At 61.1% G+C, this 17,139-nt stretch carries 17 protein-coding genes; 11 read left to right on the top strand and 6 right to left on the bottom strand.

What is annotated here, in order from left to right; translation table 11 throughout:
- The 4 genes from RTS12_RS15640 to RTS12_RS15625 all read left to right on the top strand — a co-directional run.
- The coding region (locus tag RTS12_RS15640; protein WP_312530174.1) for an exo-alpha-sialidase at nucleotides 1–1,036 on the top strand (1,036 nt) is incomplete at its 5' end.
- Nucleotides 1,033–1,983, top strand: coding sequence for a 4-hydroxythreonine-4-phosphate dehydrogenase PdxA (gene pdxA / locus RTS12_RS15635; RefSeq protein WP_312530172.1), 951 nt, complete (start codon nucleotides 1,033–1,035; stop codon nucleotides 1,981–1,983). The genes RTS12_RS15640 and pdxA, both read left to right, overlap by 4 nt.
- Nucleotides 1,980–2,888: a dihydrodipicolinate synthase family protein gene (locus RTS12_RS15630; protein WP_312530170.1), complete on the top strand. Its 909-nt coding sequence runs from the start codon at nucleotides 1,980–1,982 to the stop codon at nucleotides 2,886–2,888. The genes pdxA and RTS12_RS15630 overlap by 4 nt, the downstream gene beginning before the upstream one ends.
- A 22-nt stretch (nucleotides 2,889–2,910) precedes the next feature.
- Nucleotides 2,911–4,026: an iron-containing alcohol dehydrogenase gene (locus RTS12_RS15625; RefSeq protein WP_312530168.1), complete on the top strand. Its 1,116-nt coding sequence runs from the start codon at nucleotides 2,911–2,913 to the stop codon at nucleotides 4,024–4,026.
- A 42-nt stretch (nucleotides 4,027–4,068) separates the two neighbouring features.
- Here the strand turns inward: RTS12_RS15625 and RTS12_RS15620 are convergent, their stop codons facing one another.
- From RTS12_RS15620 to RTS12_RS15600, 5 genes are all read right to left on the bottom strand, one after another.
- Nucleotides 4,069–4,794, bottom strand: a complete 726-nt coding sequence (locus tag RTS12_RS15620; protein WP_312530167.1) for a FadR/GntR family transcriptional regulator — start codon at nucleotides 4,792–4,794, stop codon at nucleotides 4,069–4,071.
- Nucleotides 4,791–5,840: a four-carbon acid sugar kinase family protein gene (locus RTS12_RS15615; RefSeq protein ID WP_312530165.1), complete on the bottom strand. Its 1,050-nt coding sequence runs from the start codon at nucleotides 5,838–5,840 to the stop codon at nucleotides 4,791–4,793. The genes RTS12_RS15620 and RTS12_RS15615 overlap by 4 nt, the downstream gene beginning before the upstream one ends.
- Nucleotides 5,841–5,993: 153 nt before the next feature.
- Nucleotides 5,994–6,926: a pirin family protein gene (locus RTS12_RS15610; protein ID WP_312530163.1), complete on the bottom strand. Its 933-nt coding sequence runs from the start codon at nucleotides 6,924–6,926 to the stop codon at nucleotides 5,994–5,996.
- A 115-nt stretch (nucleotides 6,927–7,041) separates the two neighbouring features.
- The gene (locus RTS12_RS15605; protein ID WP_312530161.1) at nucleotides 7,042–7,599 is read right to left on the bottom strand and encodes an NADPH-dependent FMN reductase; all 558 of its coding nucleotides are present in this window, start codon (nucleotides 7,597–7,599) and stop codon (nucleotides 7,042–7,044) included.
- Nucleotides 7,600–9,378: a monovalent cation:proton antiporter-2 (CPA2) family protein gene (locus RTS12_RS15600; protein ID WP_312530160.1), complete on the bottom strand. Its 1,779-nt coding sequence runs from the start codon at nucleotides 9,376–9,378 to the stop codon at nucleotides 7,600–7,602. It abuts the gene before it with no gap.
- A gap of 444 nt (nucleotides 9,379–9,822) precedes the next feature.
- Here RTS12_RS15600 and RTS12_RS15595 point away from each other — a divergent pair, with 444 nt between their 5' ends.
- The 3 genes from RTS12_RS15595 to RTS12_RS15585 are packed head-to-tail and all read left to right on the top strand — an operon-like array spanning nucleotide 9,823 to nucleotide 12,394.
- A complete protein-coding gene (locus RTS12_RS15595; RefSeq protein ID WP_312530159.1) occupies nucleotides 9,823–10,716 on the top strand; it encodes an ABC transporter substrate-binding protein in 894 nt (297 codons plus the stop codon).
- Entirely contained in the window at nucleotides 10,713–11,699 is a 987-nt protein-coding gene (locus tag RTS12_RS15590) for an iron ABC transporter permease (protein WP_312530158.1), read from the top strand. Before RTS12_RS15595 ends, RTS12_RS15590 begins: the two co-directional genes overlap by 4 nt.
- Nucleotides 11,696–12,394, top strand: a complete 699-nt coding sequence (locus RTS12_RS15585; protein WP_312530157.1) for an adenosylcobinamide amidohydrolase — start codon at nucleotides 11,696–11,698, stop codon at nucleotides 12,392–12,394. Before RTS12_RS15590 ends, RTS12_RS15585 begins: the two co-directional genes overlap by 4 nt.
- 64 nt (nucleotides 12,395–12,458) lie before the next feature.
- Here the strand turns inward: RTS12_RS15585 and RTS12_RS15580 are convergent, their stop codons facing one another.
- A complete protein-coding gene (locus RTS12_RS15580; RefSeq protein ID WP_312530156.1) occupies nucleotides 12,459–12,815 on the bottom strand; it encodes a hypothetical protein in 357 nt (118 codons plus the stop codon).
- Between the two features lie 374 nt (nucleotides 12,816–13,189).
- On the opposite strand from RTS12_RS15580, the gene RTS12_RS15575 reads away from it, so the two are divergent.
- Genes RTS12_RS15575 through RTS12_RS15560 form a run of 4 tightly spaced genes read left to right on the top strand, consistent with a single transcriptional unit; the run spans nucleotide 13,190 to nucleotide 17,016 of the window.
- On the top strand, nucleotides 13,190–14,293 hold the full coding sequence (locus tag RTS12_RS15575) for an ABC transporter substrate-binding protein (protein ID WP_409455696.1): 1,104 nt from the start codon (nucleotides 13,190–13,192) through the stop codon (nucleotides 14,291–14,293).
- A gap of 58 nt (nucleotides 14,294–14,351) precedes the next feature.
- On the top strand, nucleotides 14,352–15,203 hold the full coding sequence (locus RTS12_RS15570) for an ABC transporter permease subunit (protein ID WP_312530155.1): 852 nt from the start codon (nucleotides 14,352–14,354) through the stop codon (nucleotides 15,201–15,203).
- Nucleotides 15,200–15,982, top strand: a complete 783-nt coding sequence (locus RTS12_RS15565) for an ABC transporter permease (RefSeq protein WP_312530154.1) — start codon at nucleotides 15,200–15,202, stop codon at nucleotides 15,980–15,982. The genes RTS12_RS15570 and RTS12_RS15565 overlap by 4 nt, the downstream gene beginning before the upstream one ends.
- The gene (locus RTS12_RS15560; protein WP_312530153.1) at nucleotides 15,979–17,016 is read left to right on the top strand and encodes an ABC transporter ATP-binding protein; all 1,038 of its coding nucleotides are present in this window, start codon (nucleotides 15,979–15,981) and stop codon (nucleotides 17,014–17,016) included. Before RTS12_RS15565 ends, RTS12_RS15560 begins: the two co-directional genes overlap by 4 nt.
- Nucleotides 17,017–17,139: the final 123 nt, after the last annotated feature.

The raw sequence follows: 17,139 nt of genomic DNA, 5'->3' as shown, positions 1-17,139 counted from the left end.
TGAGGGGAAATCGGACATTTCGATCCATGCCTCGATCCTGCCTGCAGGAACAGATTGCTGGGGGCCCGCCCGGCTTTTAAGCCATGACGCAACCCGGTCCGAGCAGAACCCGGTGATCTTTTGCGCGCCAGACGGTCAATTGTGGCTGTTTCACACGGCGCAACCTTCGGGCAATCAGGACGAATGCCGCATTCGCATGGCGCCCTTGACGCTGGACCCGGCCGATCCGACGATGATCACGGCGGCCGAGGGGCGGCTGATCGATCTGCCCCATGGCTGTTTTATCCGCGCGCCGCTGGTGGTGCGCAAAGACGGCGCTTGGCTTTTGCCGATCTTTCGCTGTGTGACGCGGCCGGGCCAGAAATGGAACGGCAGCCATGATGTCGCCGCGATGGGCGTCAGCCATGACAATGGCCAAAGCTGGGATCTGCAAGAGGTGGCCGATTCCATCGGCTCGGTCCATATGAGCCCGGTCGATCTGGGTCAGGGCCGTTTTGCCGCCTTTTATCGTCGCCGTCAGGCCGATGTCATCCACCGCTCGGAAAGTCGTGATGGTGGCCGCAGCTGGACTGCGCCAACTCCGACCGATGTGCCCAATAACAACTCCTCTATCGCGGCAATCCGGCTGGCTGATGGGCGCGTGGCGGTGATCGCCAACCCCTCGTCTTGCCTGACCTCGACGGATCGGCGCGCCTCGCTTTATGATGAGCTGGGCGAGGAGGATGACCGCCCCGATGCCGATCCCAGCGGCGGCTGCACCCCGATTTGGGGCGTCCCGCGCGCACCCGTCGCGATCTGCCTGTCCGAGGATGGCGGCCTGAGCTTTCCCAAGCGGCTGATCATCGAAACTGGCCCCGGGACCTGCACCTCAAACGATTCCACTGATGGGCGGAACAAGGAAATGTCCTATCCCTGGATCTTGCAGGGCCCCGATGGCAGCCTGCATTTGGCCTATAGCTATCACCGCCGCGCCATTAAATACGTCCGCCTCTCGCCCGAGGCATTCACCCAATTGCAAGCGGAGTCCGCAGCATGAGCGATATCATCGGCATCACTATGGGCGACCCCGCTGGCGTCGGCCCCGAGATCAGCGTCAAAGCCCTGGCTGAAATGTCGCCCCAGGACCGCGACCGCACCCTGATCTATGGCAACCTCGCCACGCTCGAGGCCGCAAAAGCCGCCGTTGGTTGCGAGGTCGAGCTCGAGGGCCGCGTCGTCGATCTGCCGATCGTGGGCGCCCCTCTGCCTTGGGGTCAGCTGTCCCCGGTCGCAGGCGATGCGGCATTTCGCTTTATCGAAAAGGCTGTGCGCGATGCCGAGGCAGGCCGCATCGGCTGCATCGTCACCGCGCCGATCAACAAAGAAGCATTGAATGCCGCGGGCCACCACTATGATGGCCATACCGGCATGCTGCGCAGCCTGACCGGATCAAAAGCCGCCTATATGTTGCTGGCATCCGAGCGGCTGAAGGTGATCCATGTCTCGACCCATGTTTCGCTGAAAGACGCCATTGCCCGCGCCACGACCGAGCGGGTTCTGGCGACGATCCGCGCAGGCCATGCCCATCTGCAACGCATTGGCTTTGCCAATCCCCGCATCGCCGTGGCAGGCATCAACCCCCATTGCGGCGAAAACGGCCTGTTCGGCACCGAAGATGACGATCAGATCGCCCCCGCCGTCGCCGCCGCCCGCGCCGAAGGTATCGATGCCTCTGGCCCGATCTCGGCCGATACGGTCTTTCACCGCGCCTATAACGGCGGCTTTGACCTGGTTGTCGCGCAATATCACGATCAGGGGCATATCCCGATCAAGCTTGTGGCTTTCGATACCGCCGTCAACGTCTCGGTTGAACTGCCCATTGACCGCACCTCGGTTGATCACGGCACCGCCTTTGACATTGCGGGCAAGGGCATCGCCAACCACGGCAATATGAACTCGGCCATCGCCTATGCGCGCAAACTGGTCGCCGGAGAACAAGCATGAGCTTTGACATTCAAGGCGTCTATTGCGCCGCAGCCACGCCGCTGAAAGCCGATGGCACGCCCGATCTGGCACTGTTTGGCGCCCATACCAAGGCGCTTTTGGACGAAGGCTGCCACGGCATTGCCATGCTGGGATCAACCGGCGAGGCCAACAGCTTTGGCCTGCGCGAGCGCATGGATCTGCTAGAGGCAGCCCTGGCAGGCGGCACGCCCGCCGATGCGCTTTTGCCCGGCACCTCATCCTGTTCGGTCACGGATGCCGTCGAACTGACGCGCCATGCCGTTGATCTGGGCGTCAAGGGCGTCGTCATGCTGCCGCCCTTTTACTATACCGCCTTTTCGGATGAGAGCCTGTTTCGCTTTTACGCCCAGATCATCGAAAAAGTCGGCGATGACCGGCTGCGCGTGATCCTTTATCACATCCCGATGTTGACCGGCGTGCCGATCAGCCACAACCTGATCGACATGCTGGTGCGTGAGTTCCCGGGCATTGTGATCGGGATCAAGGACAGCGACGGCAAGATCGAGAACATGCATGCGATCTCGGCGCGGTTTCCCGATTTCGCGGTCTTTGCTGGCGCGGATCCGCTGTTGTTGCCGGTGCTGCAAGGCGGGGGCGCGGGCTGCATCACCGCCAGCTCGAACCTTGTGGCGCGCGAATTGCGGCAGGTTTACGACCATTGGAACGATCCAAGCATGTCCGCGCAGGTCAAAGCCGCGCAGGATACGATCGTTGACTGGCGCACGCTGACCAATGCCTATGTGCAGCTTCCGACCGTCAAAACCATGCTGGCGCGCCGCCGTGGCAATCTGGGCTGGCTGAATGTCCATCCGCCCTTCTCGCCTTTGTCCAAGGACGAATGTGATGCGGTCTGGGCCGAAATGGCCCGGCTAGAAGCCCTTTAAGCGCGGGAAGGATCAAATGGATATGGACCGCATTATTACCCTTCATCAGCCCAAAAGACTGGATATCGGCAAAGGTGCCGCCGCCAATCTTGGCGCTTGGGCTGGCAACGCCCAACGTATCTTCGTGCTGGCCACCCCCCATACCGCAGGTTTCGTTCACCGACTGGGGCTGGGCGTCACGCCCGTGGTCTTTGATGACATCCCCGGAGAGCCCGATACCGCGACCTTTGCCGCCGCTTTGGCCGCGGCGCGGGCGGCCAGACCCGATCTGGTGGTCGGGCTTGGCGGCGGCTCGGTCATGGATGTGGCAAAGCTGGTCGCAGCGATGTGGGACCACGACCAAAGCCTTGACGATGTTGCGGGGCCAAACCGCATCTTGGGTCGCCGCACCGCGCTGGCCCAGATTGCGACCACAGCTGGCACCGGCTCCGAGGCGGGGATTCGCGCCCTGATCACCGATCCCGGCAAAGGCAACAAAATCGCGGTCGAAAGCCCCTATCTGATCGCCGATTTCGCCATTCTGGACCCCGAGCTGACCTATTCGGTGCCCCCCGCTGTCACCGCCGCAACCGGCATCGATGCCATGGCCCATTGCGTCGAGGCCTTCACCAGCAAGCGCGCCCATCCGGTCATCGACGGCTATGCACGCATGGGGATCGAATTGGTCGGGCGCTATCTGGCGCGCGCAGTAGCCGATGGCACCGATACCAAAGCCCGCGAAGGCATGATGCTGGCGTCATATTATGGCGGGATCTGCCTTGGTCCGGTCAATACTGCGGCGGGCCATGCCCTGTCCTATCCGCTGGGAACGCTGCTGCATCTGCCGCATGGGTTGGCGAATGCGGTGATCTTTCCGCATGTTCTGGCCTTTAACGAAAGCGTGGCACCCGAAAAGACCGCCGAGATCGTCTCTTTTCTGGGGCTGGCCGATCGCGCCGCGCAAGACGGGTTGCAGGCAGCAGCCCATGCGTTTTGCGCCGATCTTGGGGTCGAGATGCGCCTGTCGGCACATGGCGCGCAAGAAGCCCAGCTTGAGGGCTTTGCTCAAGACGCCCATGCCATTCGTCGTCTGATGGACAACAACCCGCGTGACATGTCGGTCGCCGATGTTCTGGCGATCTATCGCGCCGCCTTTTAGGGCAAGCAAGCTGCCATCCAGACGGGCCGCGCTTTGGCCCGTCTAGGCCGCTCCGGTTTCTGCATCGGGGCGGCGTCGTTCAAATAGACGCTCTCGCGAGCCCGACAGGTGGTCTCGCATCAGATCACGCGCCAAATCGGCATTGCGGCTGCGGATCGCCTCGAAAATCGCGCTATGTTCGTCAAAAACCCGCGCCAATCCGGTGGAATCTCGCTTCACCGAGGCGCCGTGAAAGCGCATCCCGACCGCGATATGATCCTTGAGCGCCTCCATCGCGGTCGAGAAATAGCTGTTCTCGGCCCCAAGTGCGATCGCCAGATGGAATTGAAAATCCGCATCCTCGCGGTGGCTTGAGCGATTGGTGGCATCGCGCATCAGCTCTAGCGCCTCGCTGATCGCGGACAGGCGCTCGGGGGTGTGGCGCTCGGCCGCCCAGGCCGCGGCCTCGGGTTCGATGGTCAGACGAAACTCATAGCAGTTCAGCAGATCGGCAACATTTTCCAGCTGCCCGAACCCCAATGGCTGGCGCAACCCGGTTGAGCGCACGAAACTGCCCGCACCCTGACGCGAATAAATCAATCCCTGCTCGCGCAGACGCCGCAAAGCCTCGCGCACGATTGGACGCGACACCTCGAATTCCGAGGCCAGCTCATGTTCCGTGGGCAGGCGTTCATCGGGGCGATAAGCGCCGGATTTGATCGCGCGCTGCATCCGCTCAAAGACCACATCCGCCAAACTTTTGCGGCCACCAGCCGTGGCAAAACTCATGCCATCCCCCTATTTTCGATCAGTTGCGCCACGCGCAGCAGCGTGTCCTCGTGGCCGAACCCGCCGGATTTCGTCACAATCACCAAACCTGCGGCAGTTGCAACCGCAAGTCCGGGCAGACATTCGCCCAAAAGCCGCATGCGCTTGATGCCCATGGCGTGCAAGATCGCCTCGGCCGTTGCCCCCCCGGTCAGCAAGAGCGTGCCCCCTGCTTGGGTCATTGCCGGATGAAGCCCGCGCGCCAGATTGGTCCCGACATCTGGGCCGGACATCTCGACCTTGCCCGGCGTGGCCTGAACCAGCGTCAGGGCAGCATTGCGTTTTTCCGGGACAAAGGCACCGTTCGGCGCCTTGATCACGTGCAGATCCTGCGCCGCGCAAAGATGGGCGACCTGCGCCAAAGTGATCGGATCACGCGATCCGATGACAAACACACCACAAGGCCCGGCCAGCGTGGCGGCCCGAGGGGTTGCGCCCGCAGTCATCTGCCGGGCCAGCGCCTCGGCCAGCCCGCGCGCGCCGATCAAAAGATCTGCGCTGGATGCGGCAAGGCAGGCATCCAGATCGGCATCAGTCTGGATGTCGGGAATATCCACACGCCCAGGCTCAATGCCCAAGGCATCTGCGACCGAAATCGGGGCCGCAACACCAAACCCCACCACGTCACCCTTTTGCACATAGCGCCCGAAAGCGGGTATCGCGGGGGCGGCCAACGCATGACGGAAGGACAGCGCAGAAATTTCGGCCGCAACATGGCCTTTGAGCCGCGAATCGACCTTTTTAAACAGCCGCACCCCATCAGGCAGCGCGGCCACTGCAGCAGCAACCCGTGCCTGTGCCTCGGCCATGGGGATCTCGCGCGAGGCAGTATTGATCACCACAATATCGGCACCGCTGGCGACCACCTGAGCCGCGGCCTCGGGGTCCACGGCCACCTCGACCCACAAGCCGCGACCTGCGAAAGGGGCCGCACTGTCCAGCGCGCCAGTCAGATCATCCGCAATGATCGCGAGCCGGGTCGATTTGTTAGTCGAAATGTAAGGCAAGATGTATTCCTGCAGGAAATTTCATGCCCTACGATCATAATATCGTTTGAATTCCTTGTATATGTCCCAGCCCGGCTTTCTTTCTTTGCATTACAAAATAATAACAAATTTGTTGAAAACCGGGCTGAGGCAAAGCCCATTTCTTCAGCTGATTTAAGGCAGGGGAATGAATTCGTCGCGGTCATTGGGCGGCAGATCGAACTGACCCTGCCCCCATTTTGCGGCGCGCCATTCCTCTTTGGCATGTTCGATCCGCTCTTTTGACGAGGCGACAAAGTTCCACCAGACATAGCGCGGCCCGTTCAAGGTGGCACCGCCAAGCGCCATCAGCCTTGCGCCTTGGTCGCCGGCCGCGACGGTGATCTTGTCGCCGGGACGAAAGACCATCATCTGGCCCGCCTCAAAGGTCTGACCCGCGATCGTAACCGAGCCTTGGGTGATATAGAGCCCGCGATCCTCGTGGTTGTCAGGCAGCGGAAAGCGCGCGCGCGGATCCAGCACCACATCCAGATAAAAGGTCTCGGAATACATGGTGACGGGGGCGGTCGCGCCATAGGCCGATCCCAAAATCAGCTTGGCCTGAACACCCTGATCGCGAAACTCGGGCAGGCTGTCCTTGCCGTGGTGTTCAAAGGTCGGGTCCATGTCCTCGCGGTTTTCTGGCAATGCAATCCAGGTCTGGATGCCATAAAGGCTGTGCGGCCCCTTGCGGCCTGCCTCGGAGGTGCGCTCGGAATGGGTCACGCCTTTGCCCGCCACCATCCAGTTCACCGCACCGGGAAGGATGATCTGATCCGTACCAATGCTGTCACGGTGATGAAAATCGCCGCGATAAAGATAGGTGACAGTGCCCAGACCGATATGGGGATGGGGGCGAATGTCGACGCCCTGCCCGGTCAGAAATTCAGCAGGTCCGGCCTGATCGAAAAAGATGAACGGGCCGACCATCTGACGTTTGGGCGCAGGCAAAGCACGCTTGACCTCGAAATCGCCCAAGTCGCGGGCGCGGGGAATGATCAGGGTTTCGATCGCATCGACGCCGATTTCATCGGGGCAACCGGGGGTGAGTGCAGGGTTCCAGCTCATGGTTTCTCTCACAATGCTTCAGTTGAAATATGGGGGGCGCCACGGGCTAAAGTAGGCCCCCCAATTGCGCAAAAGCCGAACGCCGCGTTTCAAAATGCGCGGCGCATACCCCATCCTAGCGCCGCGCAGAACCCTGCAGGCTATGGGCAAAACCGTCAATGAATTGAACCACTTGCGCCCTAGTTTCCTCGTCGGTCAAATTGCCCTCGCTGTCGAAGCGGCCGCCTGCACGCGAAACCAGCAATTGCCCAGCCAGCCAGGGCCTCATTCCCAGTTTACGCATCACTGTCAGCCAGCTTGTCTGCGACAAGATCGTGCCAAACCCACCCGGAGAGGCACCAATCATCGCCACCGGCTTATCGTGAAAATGGCCCAGACCATCCCCTCGCGACATCCAGTCGATGGCATTTTTCAAAACGCCCGGCATGCTGCCGTTGTATTCTGGTGTCACCAACAACAGACCATCGCAATCGCGCAGCTGGTCTTGCAGCGCAGTGACGCTTTGCGGCAGCCCCTCGGCCGCCTCAAGATCGCCGTTATATAGCGGAACCTGATCGATATTGCCCAAGACAACCTCGACCCCATCCGGCGCCCCTTCTGCAGCAGCGCGCAAAAGGCCACGGTTGAACGATGCCCGGCGCAGACTGCCTGCAATACCCAGAATACGTGTCATCTAGCTCTCCTTCATGTCGATCATGCGGCGCACCCGAACCAAAGGCTCTGGGGTGGGCGACTGATCTTGCGTATCGCTTGGCGGGCGCAGACCGCCATGAACCTGCGCGGCCAGCCGTTCTTCGTCGCGCTGGCGGATATTTTCCATGCCCTCGCGGATATCCTCTTCGGCAACCCCCAATGCACGCAACCCCTCACCGCCCATCAGATAGGCGGATTCGACCGTCTCGCGGATTTCGAAATCAACCCCATGACGGCGCAGCTCCATCGAATGGGCGCGATCGTAAGAGCGGACAAGCAGTTTGGCCAAGGGGAACTCGGCCTGAACCAGCTCGACGATCTGGCTGGTGACGCGGCGATCATCGGTGCAGACCATGATTACCTCGGCGTCGACCGCACCGGAATGCTTGAGAATATCCAGACGTGTGCCGTCGCCGTAATAGATCTTGAACCCAAACCTTTCGGCCTCGCGAATGCGCGCGGGGTTGTTTTCGATGATCGAGACCTCGATGCCGCGAGCCAGCAGCAATTGCGACGAGATCTGCCCAAAGCGCCCAAAGCCGATCATCAAGACCTGCCCCTTCAGATCAAAAGCAGGCTCGACCCCATCCAACGAGGTTTCCTCGTGCAAAATCCGGTCGGCCAGGATCAAGATCAACGGGGTCAGCGCCATCGACAAGATGATCACCGTTGATAACAGCGCATTTTCACGCGCGCTGATCACACCGCCGGTTGCTGCGGCCGAATAAAGGACAAAGGCAAACTCGCCCCCTTGCGCAAAAATCGACACGCGCCGCAAAGCGGCCAGATTGCCCGAGCCGAAAAGCCGCGCCACGCCGTAAATGCCCAGCGCTTTGACCACGACAAAGGCCGCAAGCATCCCCAGCAACAGCGGCCATTCTGCCAGCACGATCCCAAGATCCAAAGACATGCCGACGGCCAGAAAAAACAGGCCCATCAACAGGCCGCGAAAGGGTTCAATGTCGCTTTCGATCTGGTGACGATAGCTTGATCCAGAAAGCATCACCCCCGCCATGAAAGAGCCCATCGCCATCGACAGTCCCGCGCTTTCCATCAAAAGCGCCGATCCCAGAACCACCAGCAATGCCCCGGCGCTAAGCACCTCGCGCGTGCGGGCACGGGCAATCAGCGCAAAGAACGGGTCCAGAAGATAGCGCCCCGCCGCAATCAGCACGATGACCGCCCCCAGCGCGATGCTAAGACCACGCAGACCGCCCTCGGCATGGACGTTGGGCGATAAGAACGCCACCACCGCCAGCAGCGGCACGATCATCAGATCCTCAAACAGCAGGATCGAGACATCCTTTTGCCCCTCGATCCCGTTCAGCTCGCCGCGCTCTTGCAGGATCGACATGATCACCGCCGTCGAGGACATGACGAAACCCGCCCCCGCAACGAATGCCCGCGATACCGGAAGGGCAAACAAGAAGCTCGAGGCCAAGGTCAGCAGCGCGATACAGCAGACCACCTGCGCCAGACCAAGGCCAAAGATCTGACCGCGCATTGCCCACAGCTTTTGCGGGCGCAACTCTAGCCCGATGATGAACAAGAACATCACCACGCCCAGCTCAGAGAAATGCAAGATTGCCGCGGGGTTGGTGAAAATGCCCAGCATCGCCGGGCCCACCAGCATGCCCGCCGCGAAATAGCCCAGGACCGAGCCCAGCCCAAGGCGGCGGAAAAGCGGCACTGCGACCACTGCGGCACCCATCAGCACCACGACCGGACCCAGCAGATCCCCCATTGTATCTCCGGCCATATTCAAGCTCCTGCGGTGTTTACGCCATCTTTCGACCGATGGCCGGCATGGCATCTTGGCGCCTTGCGCGATCACCCAAAGAGAGGCCGCAAAAGATGCATTCCAAGCGCAACTTCCGGCGCGTCGGATTGGTTGCGCGCATAAGGCGACAAGCGGGATTTGCCAACCCGTCCACTGTCTGCCGCCGGTGTACCGATCTGACCCGCCCTTTAGCAGGCCCGCGCCCACTTGCGCCGTAAGGGCGGCCTTTCCTGATGGGCGCGCAATTGACAGCTCGCCGCCCCGCCGCCTATCTGACACAGGGGTCACAAGGCACGGCACGGCCAATGCCAGTTCGCGCCCTGTCTGATTTTGCCCATCCGATTTTGCGCGCCCGATAAGGAGAAGGCCCTGTTTCAATCCCCGCACCCCGTCCCTAGCCGTTTTGGGCCAAAAGGGGTCACGATGGCGGGAATTGTACTGGCTGGCATTGCGCTGGCGGCGTTCTTGCTTGCGCCCTCCGGCCTGCCTGCCGCGCCAAGTACCGCTGAGCCACCTGCGGCCACGGCGGCCAAGACCGCGCACTATCCAGCTTTGGTCCCTGACGCGCCCCCCCGCCGGGTTGTCTCGATCAATCTATGTACCGATCAGCTGGCCATGCTGCTGGCCGCACCGGGGCAGTTGATCTCGGTCTCGCAGCTGGCGCAGGACCCGCTTGTGTCGCTGATGTCGGCTCAGGCAGGCGCAATGCACAGCAACCACGCCCGCGCCGAGGAAATTTACCTGCTACAGCCAGATCTTGTGTTAGCAGGCAGCTATTCGGACGGGGCGACACTGGATATGCTGCGCCGCCTTGGGATACGGGTCGAGACCCTGCCCCCCGCCAACTCGCTGGAAGATGTCCGCGAGGGGTTGGCGCGTATCGGCGATCTTTTGCATCGCCAAGCGCAGGTGCAGGCAATGATTGCGGGCTTTGACGCCGATCTTGCGGCGATCCGCCAGCCTGACATGGCGCAGCTGGCAGCCAGCTTTGACGCCAACAGCTATAGCGCCGGGGCCAATACATTGGCGGGCGATGTCATGCGCGCTGCGGGATGGGAGCTTGTGCCCGACCGTCTGGGCCGGGACGGCGGGGGTCCCTTGCCGCTTGAGCTGTTGATCATCGCGGCGCCCGATCTGATCGTGACCGGCACCCGCTATGCCCACCCCTCGCGTGCCGAGGAAATTCTGGACCATCCCGCCTTGCGCAACCTGACAGCCGCACGCCGATCTGTGCCCGACCGTGACTGGATCTGCGGCTTGCCGCAAATTGCGGCAACAACTGCGGGCTTGGCCGCCCCCTTAAAGGCGCAACCATGACCAGCTATGCCCGCCTGATGATCGCTCTTGCCAGCTTGGTTCTTGCCTTGCTTCTGGTCTCGATTTTAATCGGACCAGCCGGGGCAGGCATCGGCCAAAGCCTTTCCGCGATGGCCTTTGATCCGGGGCCGCTTGGCATGGTCATGCGCGAGATCCGCCTGCCGCGCGCGGTGCTGGGGCTGGTCGTCGGTGCGTCCTTGGGCCTGTCGGGGGCAGCGATCCAAGGCTATCTGCGCAACCCATTGGCAGAGCCCGGCCTGATCGGCGTGTCCTCGTCAGCGGCTTTGGGCGCGGTCATTGCGCTGCAAAGCGGGTTTGCGGCAAGTTTCGCGCTGGCGCTGCCCTTGGCGGCCCTGACCGGGGCGGGGATCGCGGTCGCCATCATCTTGCTATTGGCGGGCACCGGCGGGCAATCCCTGATCCTTATTCTGGCCGGCATTGCCATTTCCGCCCTTGCTGGCGCGCTGACCTCGTTGGTGTTGAACCTGTCACCCAACCCCTATGCGGCCAATGAGATCGTCTTTTGGATGATGGGCTCGTTGTCGGATCGCTCGTGGCTGCATGTTGCGATTGCCTTGCCACTGATGCTGCTGGGATGGGCGATGATTGCCACGACCGCGCGCGGGCTGGATGCGCTGACCCTGGGCGAGGATGCTGCGGCCTCGATGGGGATCGACCTCAAGCGGCTACGCATGATGCTGGTGCTGGGTGTCGCGGCCTCGGTTGGGGCAGCTACGGCGGTTGCGGGTGCAATCGGCTTTGTCGGGCTGATCGTGCCCCATTTGCTGCGCCCGGCCGTCAAGGCCCGGCCCGCGCAGCTGCTTTGGGCTTCGGCCCTTGGGGGCGCGGCACTGGTGTTGATGGCCGATATCGCTGTGCGCCTGATCGTGCCAGAGCGTGATTTGAAGCTTGGGGTGGTGATGGCTTTGATTGGCGCCCCCATCTTTTTGCAAATGATCTGGCGCCAAAGGGGCCAGCCATGAACGCCTTGGCGCCAAAAGGCGATCTGCGCATCAACCTAAAGCAGCCTTGGCTAGAAATTGATCTGGGTCGCCAAAGATCAATCCTATCTCACGCCCCATATCGACCCGGCTTCGTCAATGCACACAAGATTTTGTGGCGAGAGGTGCGAAATGCGGACCTCGCCCCAGATTTTGACGCACATCTTTGGTTGTCTGACTGCATCGCCTCACGCGATCCGGCGGCGGTCGAGACCACGGTGGCCATGATGACCTCGCGCCGGATTTCAGCCTATCGCAGCTGCCAATTCGGGCCGGTTCAAGCAGTGGCGACCGTTGGCCTTGGCAATGCCGAGCGTGTCGGCCACCGCCGCGACCACGCCCGTGGCATCGCGGCAGGCTATGGCACGATCAACATCGCCGCCGTCCTTGATGCGGGACTGTCGCCTTCGGCCATGATCGAGGCGCTGACCATTGTGGCACAGGCCCGCACCGCCGCGATCATGGCGGCGGGCCTGCGTTTGCCCTTTGGTCTGGCGACGGGAACCGGGACCGATTGCATCGTTTTGGCCGCAGACGACGGCCCAACCGCCTATGCCGGGCTTCACACCGCTTTGGGTGAAGCTTTGGGTCGGGCCTGCTATCAAGCCGTGCTTCAGGGCGCAAAAGACTGGATCGCGGAACAGATTTTGCATCCGCAAGACAATCAGACAGCCTGATCACGCCCTGCGCATGCCACAGCCGCGCGCCACTGGCGCCGGCTTTGGCATGGTGCGCTGTGGCCTATTCTTTCAGCACATGCCAAACCCCACCCTTGCCTTCTCCATTCATATCGCCGGGCTTTTTGTCGCCCGCGAACAGATAGGTCGGCTTGCCGTCATAGGCCCATTGCATGGTCTTGTCGGTGCGCTCGATCAGGGTCCAGCCTTCTGGCATCTTCTCATCGGCCTTTCCCAGATAGGGCGGCCAATTCTTGGCGCAGTCATCATAGCAGGTCGAGGTGCCCGCACTGTCTTTGTCATAGGTATACAGCGTCATTTTCGCGGCATCGGTCATGGCGGTCTCGGCCATGCCAATGGTGCTGGTCAGCGCCAGCAGTCCCGCCGCAAACAGTCCAGTTCTAAACGTCGTTGCGATCACTCCGGAGCATTCTGCATCGGATCTGTACCGGATCGAGACCGATTCCCGTCGCTCCTGAACGAAAACGCCCGCCGGTTGGCACCAGTCTACACCCGTCGGGTGTCAAAGCCTTAACATTTATCTATCGCCACCCGGACCGCTTGTGCAAATCACCGTGATTGCCCCAAACGCACCGCGGCCGCGAATTGCGCGGCGCCTGTGCAACCGGCCCCGCGCCTGGCCCCTGCGCCCTCGCGCCCCCGCCAAGCCGTCAACCCTGACCGAAAGAACAGGCCAACTGGCTATTATTCTTTACAACTTTGTCATGAGGCGTGTTTAATTCATTAGGGCCGCCCGCCGTCAGTGCCGGGGCACAATGTTGAAGGAAGAGACCGATGAACTTCTTGAAAACCACCACAGCGGGCATGGCCCTTTTGATTGCCTTCTCGGGCATGGTGCAGGCGCAGGATCTGGCCGCGCTGGAAGCCGCTGCCAAAAAAGAAGGCATGCTGACCACGATCGCTTTGCCCCATGACTGGTGCAACTACGGCGGCATGATCGAGGGCTTTAAAAAGAAATACCCCGAAATTCAGGTCAATGAGCTGAACCCCGACGCAGGTTCGGCGGATGAGCTTGAGGCGATCCGCGCCAACAAAGGCAACACCGGCCCGCAGGCGCCTGATGTCATCGATGTCGGCCTGTCCTTTGGCCCTGCCGCCAAGGATGAGGGGCTGATCCAGCCCTATAAGGTCGCGAACTGGGATTCGATCCCCGATGACGCCAAGGATGCCGATGGCTATTGGTACGGCGATTACTATGGCGTCATGGCTTTTGGCGTGAACAAGGATCTGGTCGATACCATCCCGACCAAATGGTCCGATCTGACCAAGCCTGAATATGCCAATGCCTTTGCCCTGGCAGGCGATCCGCGCGCTTCGGCGCAGGCGATCATCTCGCTGCTGGCAGCGGGCGTGGCCAATGGGGGCGAACCGGGCGAGGCCTCGGGGCAAAAGGGTCTTGAGCTGTTCAAGCAGATCAATGACGCCAAGAACTTTGTGCCGGTCATCGGCAAATCCGCCACCATTGCGCAAGGCGCGACCCCGATTGTCGCGGCATGGGATTATAACCTGCTGTCATGGCGCGACAGCCTGAACGGCAACCCCCCTGTCGAGGTCGTCATCCCCGAGGATGGTGTTGTGGCCGGCGTTTACGTTCAGGCAATCTCGGCCCATGCCCCCCATCCGAATGCCGCGAAATTGTGGATGGAATATATATATTCCGACGAAGGTCAGCTGGAGTGGCTGAAGGGCTACTGCCACCCGATCCGCTTCAACGACATGTCGAAAGCTGGCAAGATCCCGCAAGAGCTGCTGGACAAGCTGCCCCCGGCCGCCGCCTATGAAAAAGCGATTTTCCCGACGCTTGATCAGCAAAATGCCAATAAGAAAATCGTGACCGAGCAGTGGGATTCCGTCGTCGGCGCAGCCGTCAAAGAATAATCCAGACCAACGAAACGGCCTCGCCGCAGATCGGCGGGGCCTCTGAACAGGCGATGCAATGAACCGAAGGATCGGGTTGAACTGGCTGGGGGTCGTCCCCTTCCTTGCCTTCGCCCTGCTGTTTCTGGCGCTTCCGACCATGAATATCGTGGTCGGCGCGTTTCGTTCGGCAGATGGCGGCTTTACGCTGGACAATATCCGGGGGCTGTTTTCAGCGCGCATCCGCGACAGCTTTATCCTGTCGATGCAAATTTCGGCGGCCTCGGCGATCATGGGCTGCCTGATCGGCTTTGCGATTGCTGCGGCGATGGTTCTGGGCGGGCTGCCCAGATGGCTGCGCGGGCCGATCTCGACCTTTTCCGGCGTCGCCTCGAACTTTGCAGGCGTGCCCTTGGCTTTTGCCTTTATCGCGACACTTGGCCGGGTCGGTCTGGTGACGATGCTGCTCAAGCAATGGTTTGGCATCAATATCTATGCGATGGGGTTCAACCTGCTGTCGTTTTGGGGACTGACGCTGACCTATCTGTTCTTTCAGATCCCGCTGATGGTGCTGATCATCACACCTGCGCTGGACGGTCTGAAAAAAGAATGGCGTGAGGCCGCCGAGGTTCTGGGCGCATCAGGCTGGCAATATTGGCGCATGGTCGCGCTGCCGGTGCTGTTTCCCTCACTGCTGGGGACCTTTGCTTTGCTGTTTGCCAATAGCTTTGGCGCCATTGCCACGGCCTATGCGCTGACGGGGTCGACGCTGTCGATCGTGCCGATCATGCTATATGCGCAAATTCGCGGTGACGTGCTGCAAGACCCGCATCTGGGCTATGCGATGGCATTTGGCATGATCGTGGTCACGGGGCTTGCGAACCTTGTTTACATCATCCTTCGAACCCGCGCGGAAAGGTGGATGAAATGAAGCGTTTCTGGTCATGGGCCGCACTGCTTTTGGGGGCGCTTTACTTTTTCCTGCCGCTGATCGGCACGCTAGAGTTTTCCTTGCGCATGCGGCGCGGGGAATATTCGCTTGATGCCTATCGCTCGGTGCTGTCCGACCCGCGCTTTCAGGAAACCCTGACCTATTCGGTGGTCATGGCGCTTTGCACAATCATCGTGGGCGTGGCCTTGGTCGTCCCCACGGCCTATTGGGTGCGGCTCAAGCTGCCGCGCTGGCGCCCGGTGATCGAGTTCATCACCCTGTTGCCGCTGGTCATTCCGGCGATCGTCGTGGTGTTTGGCTATATTCGCCTGTTCAACACCTCGTCGGTGCTGCCGCTGACGGGCACGGCGGGGGGCACGAATGTGCTGTTGATGTTCGGTTATACGGTTCTTGCCCTGCCCTATATGTATCGCGCCGTCGATACCGGCCTTTCCACCATCGACGTGCGCAGCCTGACCGAGGCGGCGCAAAGCCTTGGATCCGGCTGGCTGACCATTTTGGGCAAGCTGATCCTGCCCAATGTCTTTGGTGCCGTGATGTCCGGGGCGTTCCTGACATTTGCCATTGTCATCGGCGAATTTACGATGGCATCGCTGCTCAACCGCCCGGCATTTGGGCCATACATGCAAATTCTGGGCGCGAACAAAGCCTATGAACCTGCGGCCTTGGCCGTTATCGCTTTTGCCATCACCTGGGCCTGCATGGGCGTGATGAGCCTGATCACACGCCTGACGCGCGTCGGAAGGATGGGGAAATGAGCTTTCTGAAACTGCAGCATCTTGAAAAAAGCTTTGGCGATAACCGCGTCGTCAAAGATTTTAACCTGGATGTGGAAAAAGGTGAGTTCATCTCGCTGTTGGGGCCATCGGGCTGTGGCAAGACCACGGTTTTGCGCATGGTCGCGGGTTTCGAGGCCCCGACCAGTGGCCAGATCCTGATCTCTGATAAGGACATCACCCGCCATCGCACCAATCAGCGCAAGGTTGGAATGGTGTTTCAATCCTATGCCTTGTTTCCAAACCTGACAGTGGCACAAAATGTGGGGTTCGGCCTGAAGGTTGCGGGGGTCGCGCGTGCTGACCGGGCCGCGCGGGTTCAGGAGATGCTGGATCTGATCGGCCTTCCCGATCTGGGCTCGCGCTTTCCCTGGCAGCTTTCGGGCGGTCAGCAGCAGCGCGTTGCATTGGCCCGCGCGCTGGCGCCAAAGCCGCAAATGCTGCTGCTGGATGAGCCGCTCTCGGCGCTGGATGCCAAGGTTCGCGTCAGCCTGCGCAATCAGATCCGCGAGATTCAGCAGCAATTGGGGATCACCACGATTTTCGTGACCCATGATCAAGAAGAGGCAATGGCGATTTCCGACAGGATCGTCGTCATGCATCAAGGCGTCGCCGATCAAATCGCCTCGCCCCAAGACATCTATAATACGCCAAGCACGGAATTCGTGGCGAATTTCGTCGGCACCTTGAACCGCCTTCCGGCTGCGGTGATCGATGCACCCAGCGGTCTGGTCCGGGTCGCCGGAACCGAGATCGCACTGAACCGCCCGCTTGAGCATGGTCCCATCATCCTTGCCGCCCGCCCCGAGGCCTTTCGTCTGGCCGCAACCGGCATCGCGGCCACCGTCACCGGGGTCGAGTTCCTGGGGGCGCTGGTTTCGGTCGCGGCCGAGGTTGCGGGAACGGCGATCACCTTTGTGGTCTTTAACGGTGCGGATGAACCCGTGCCCGCGATCGGCACGCAGATCCACCTGCAAATTGCCCCCTCACGGCTGATGGTGCAGCGCGCCAGCTGATCGCGTGGGCCGCACAGACCAAGCCCTCAACCGAAAGTCTCAAGGCCGGCCCTTCGTGGTCGGCCTTCTGCGTTCGATTTGGCCATGATGACGCATCTGCGGCGCAACCTGTCGGAATAGGTC

The sequence above is a fragment of the Paracoccus sp. (in: a-proteobacteria) genome (genome assembly GCF_032007265.1).
GTDB lineage: Bacteria > Pseudomonadota > Alphaproteobacteria > Rhodobacterales > Rhodobacteraceae > Paracoccus.
This window is presented reverse-complemented; position numbering and strand designations above follow the sequence as displayed.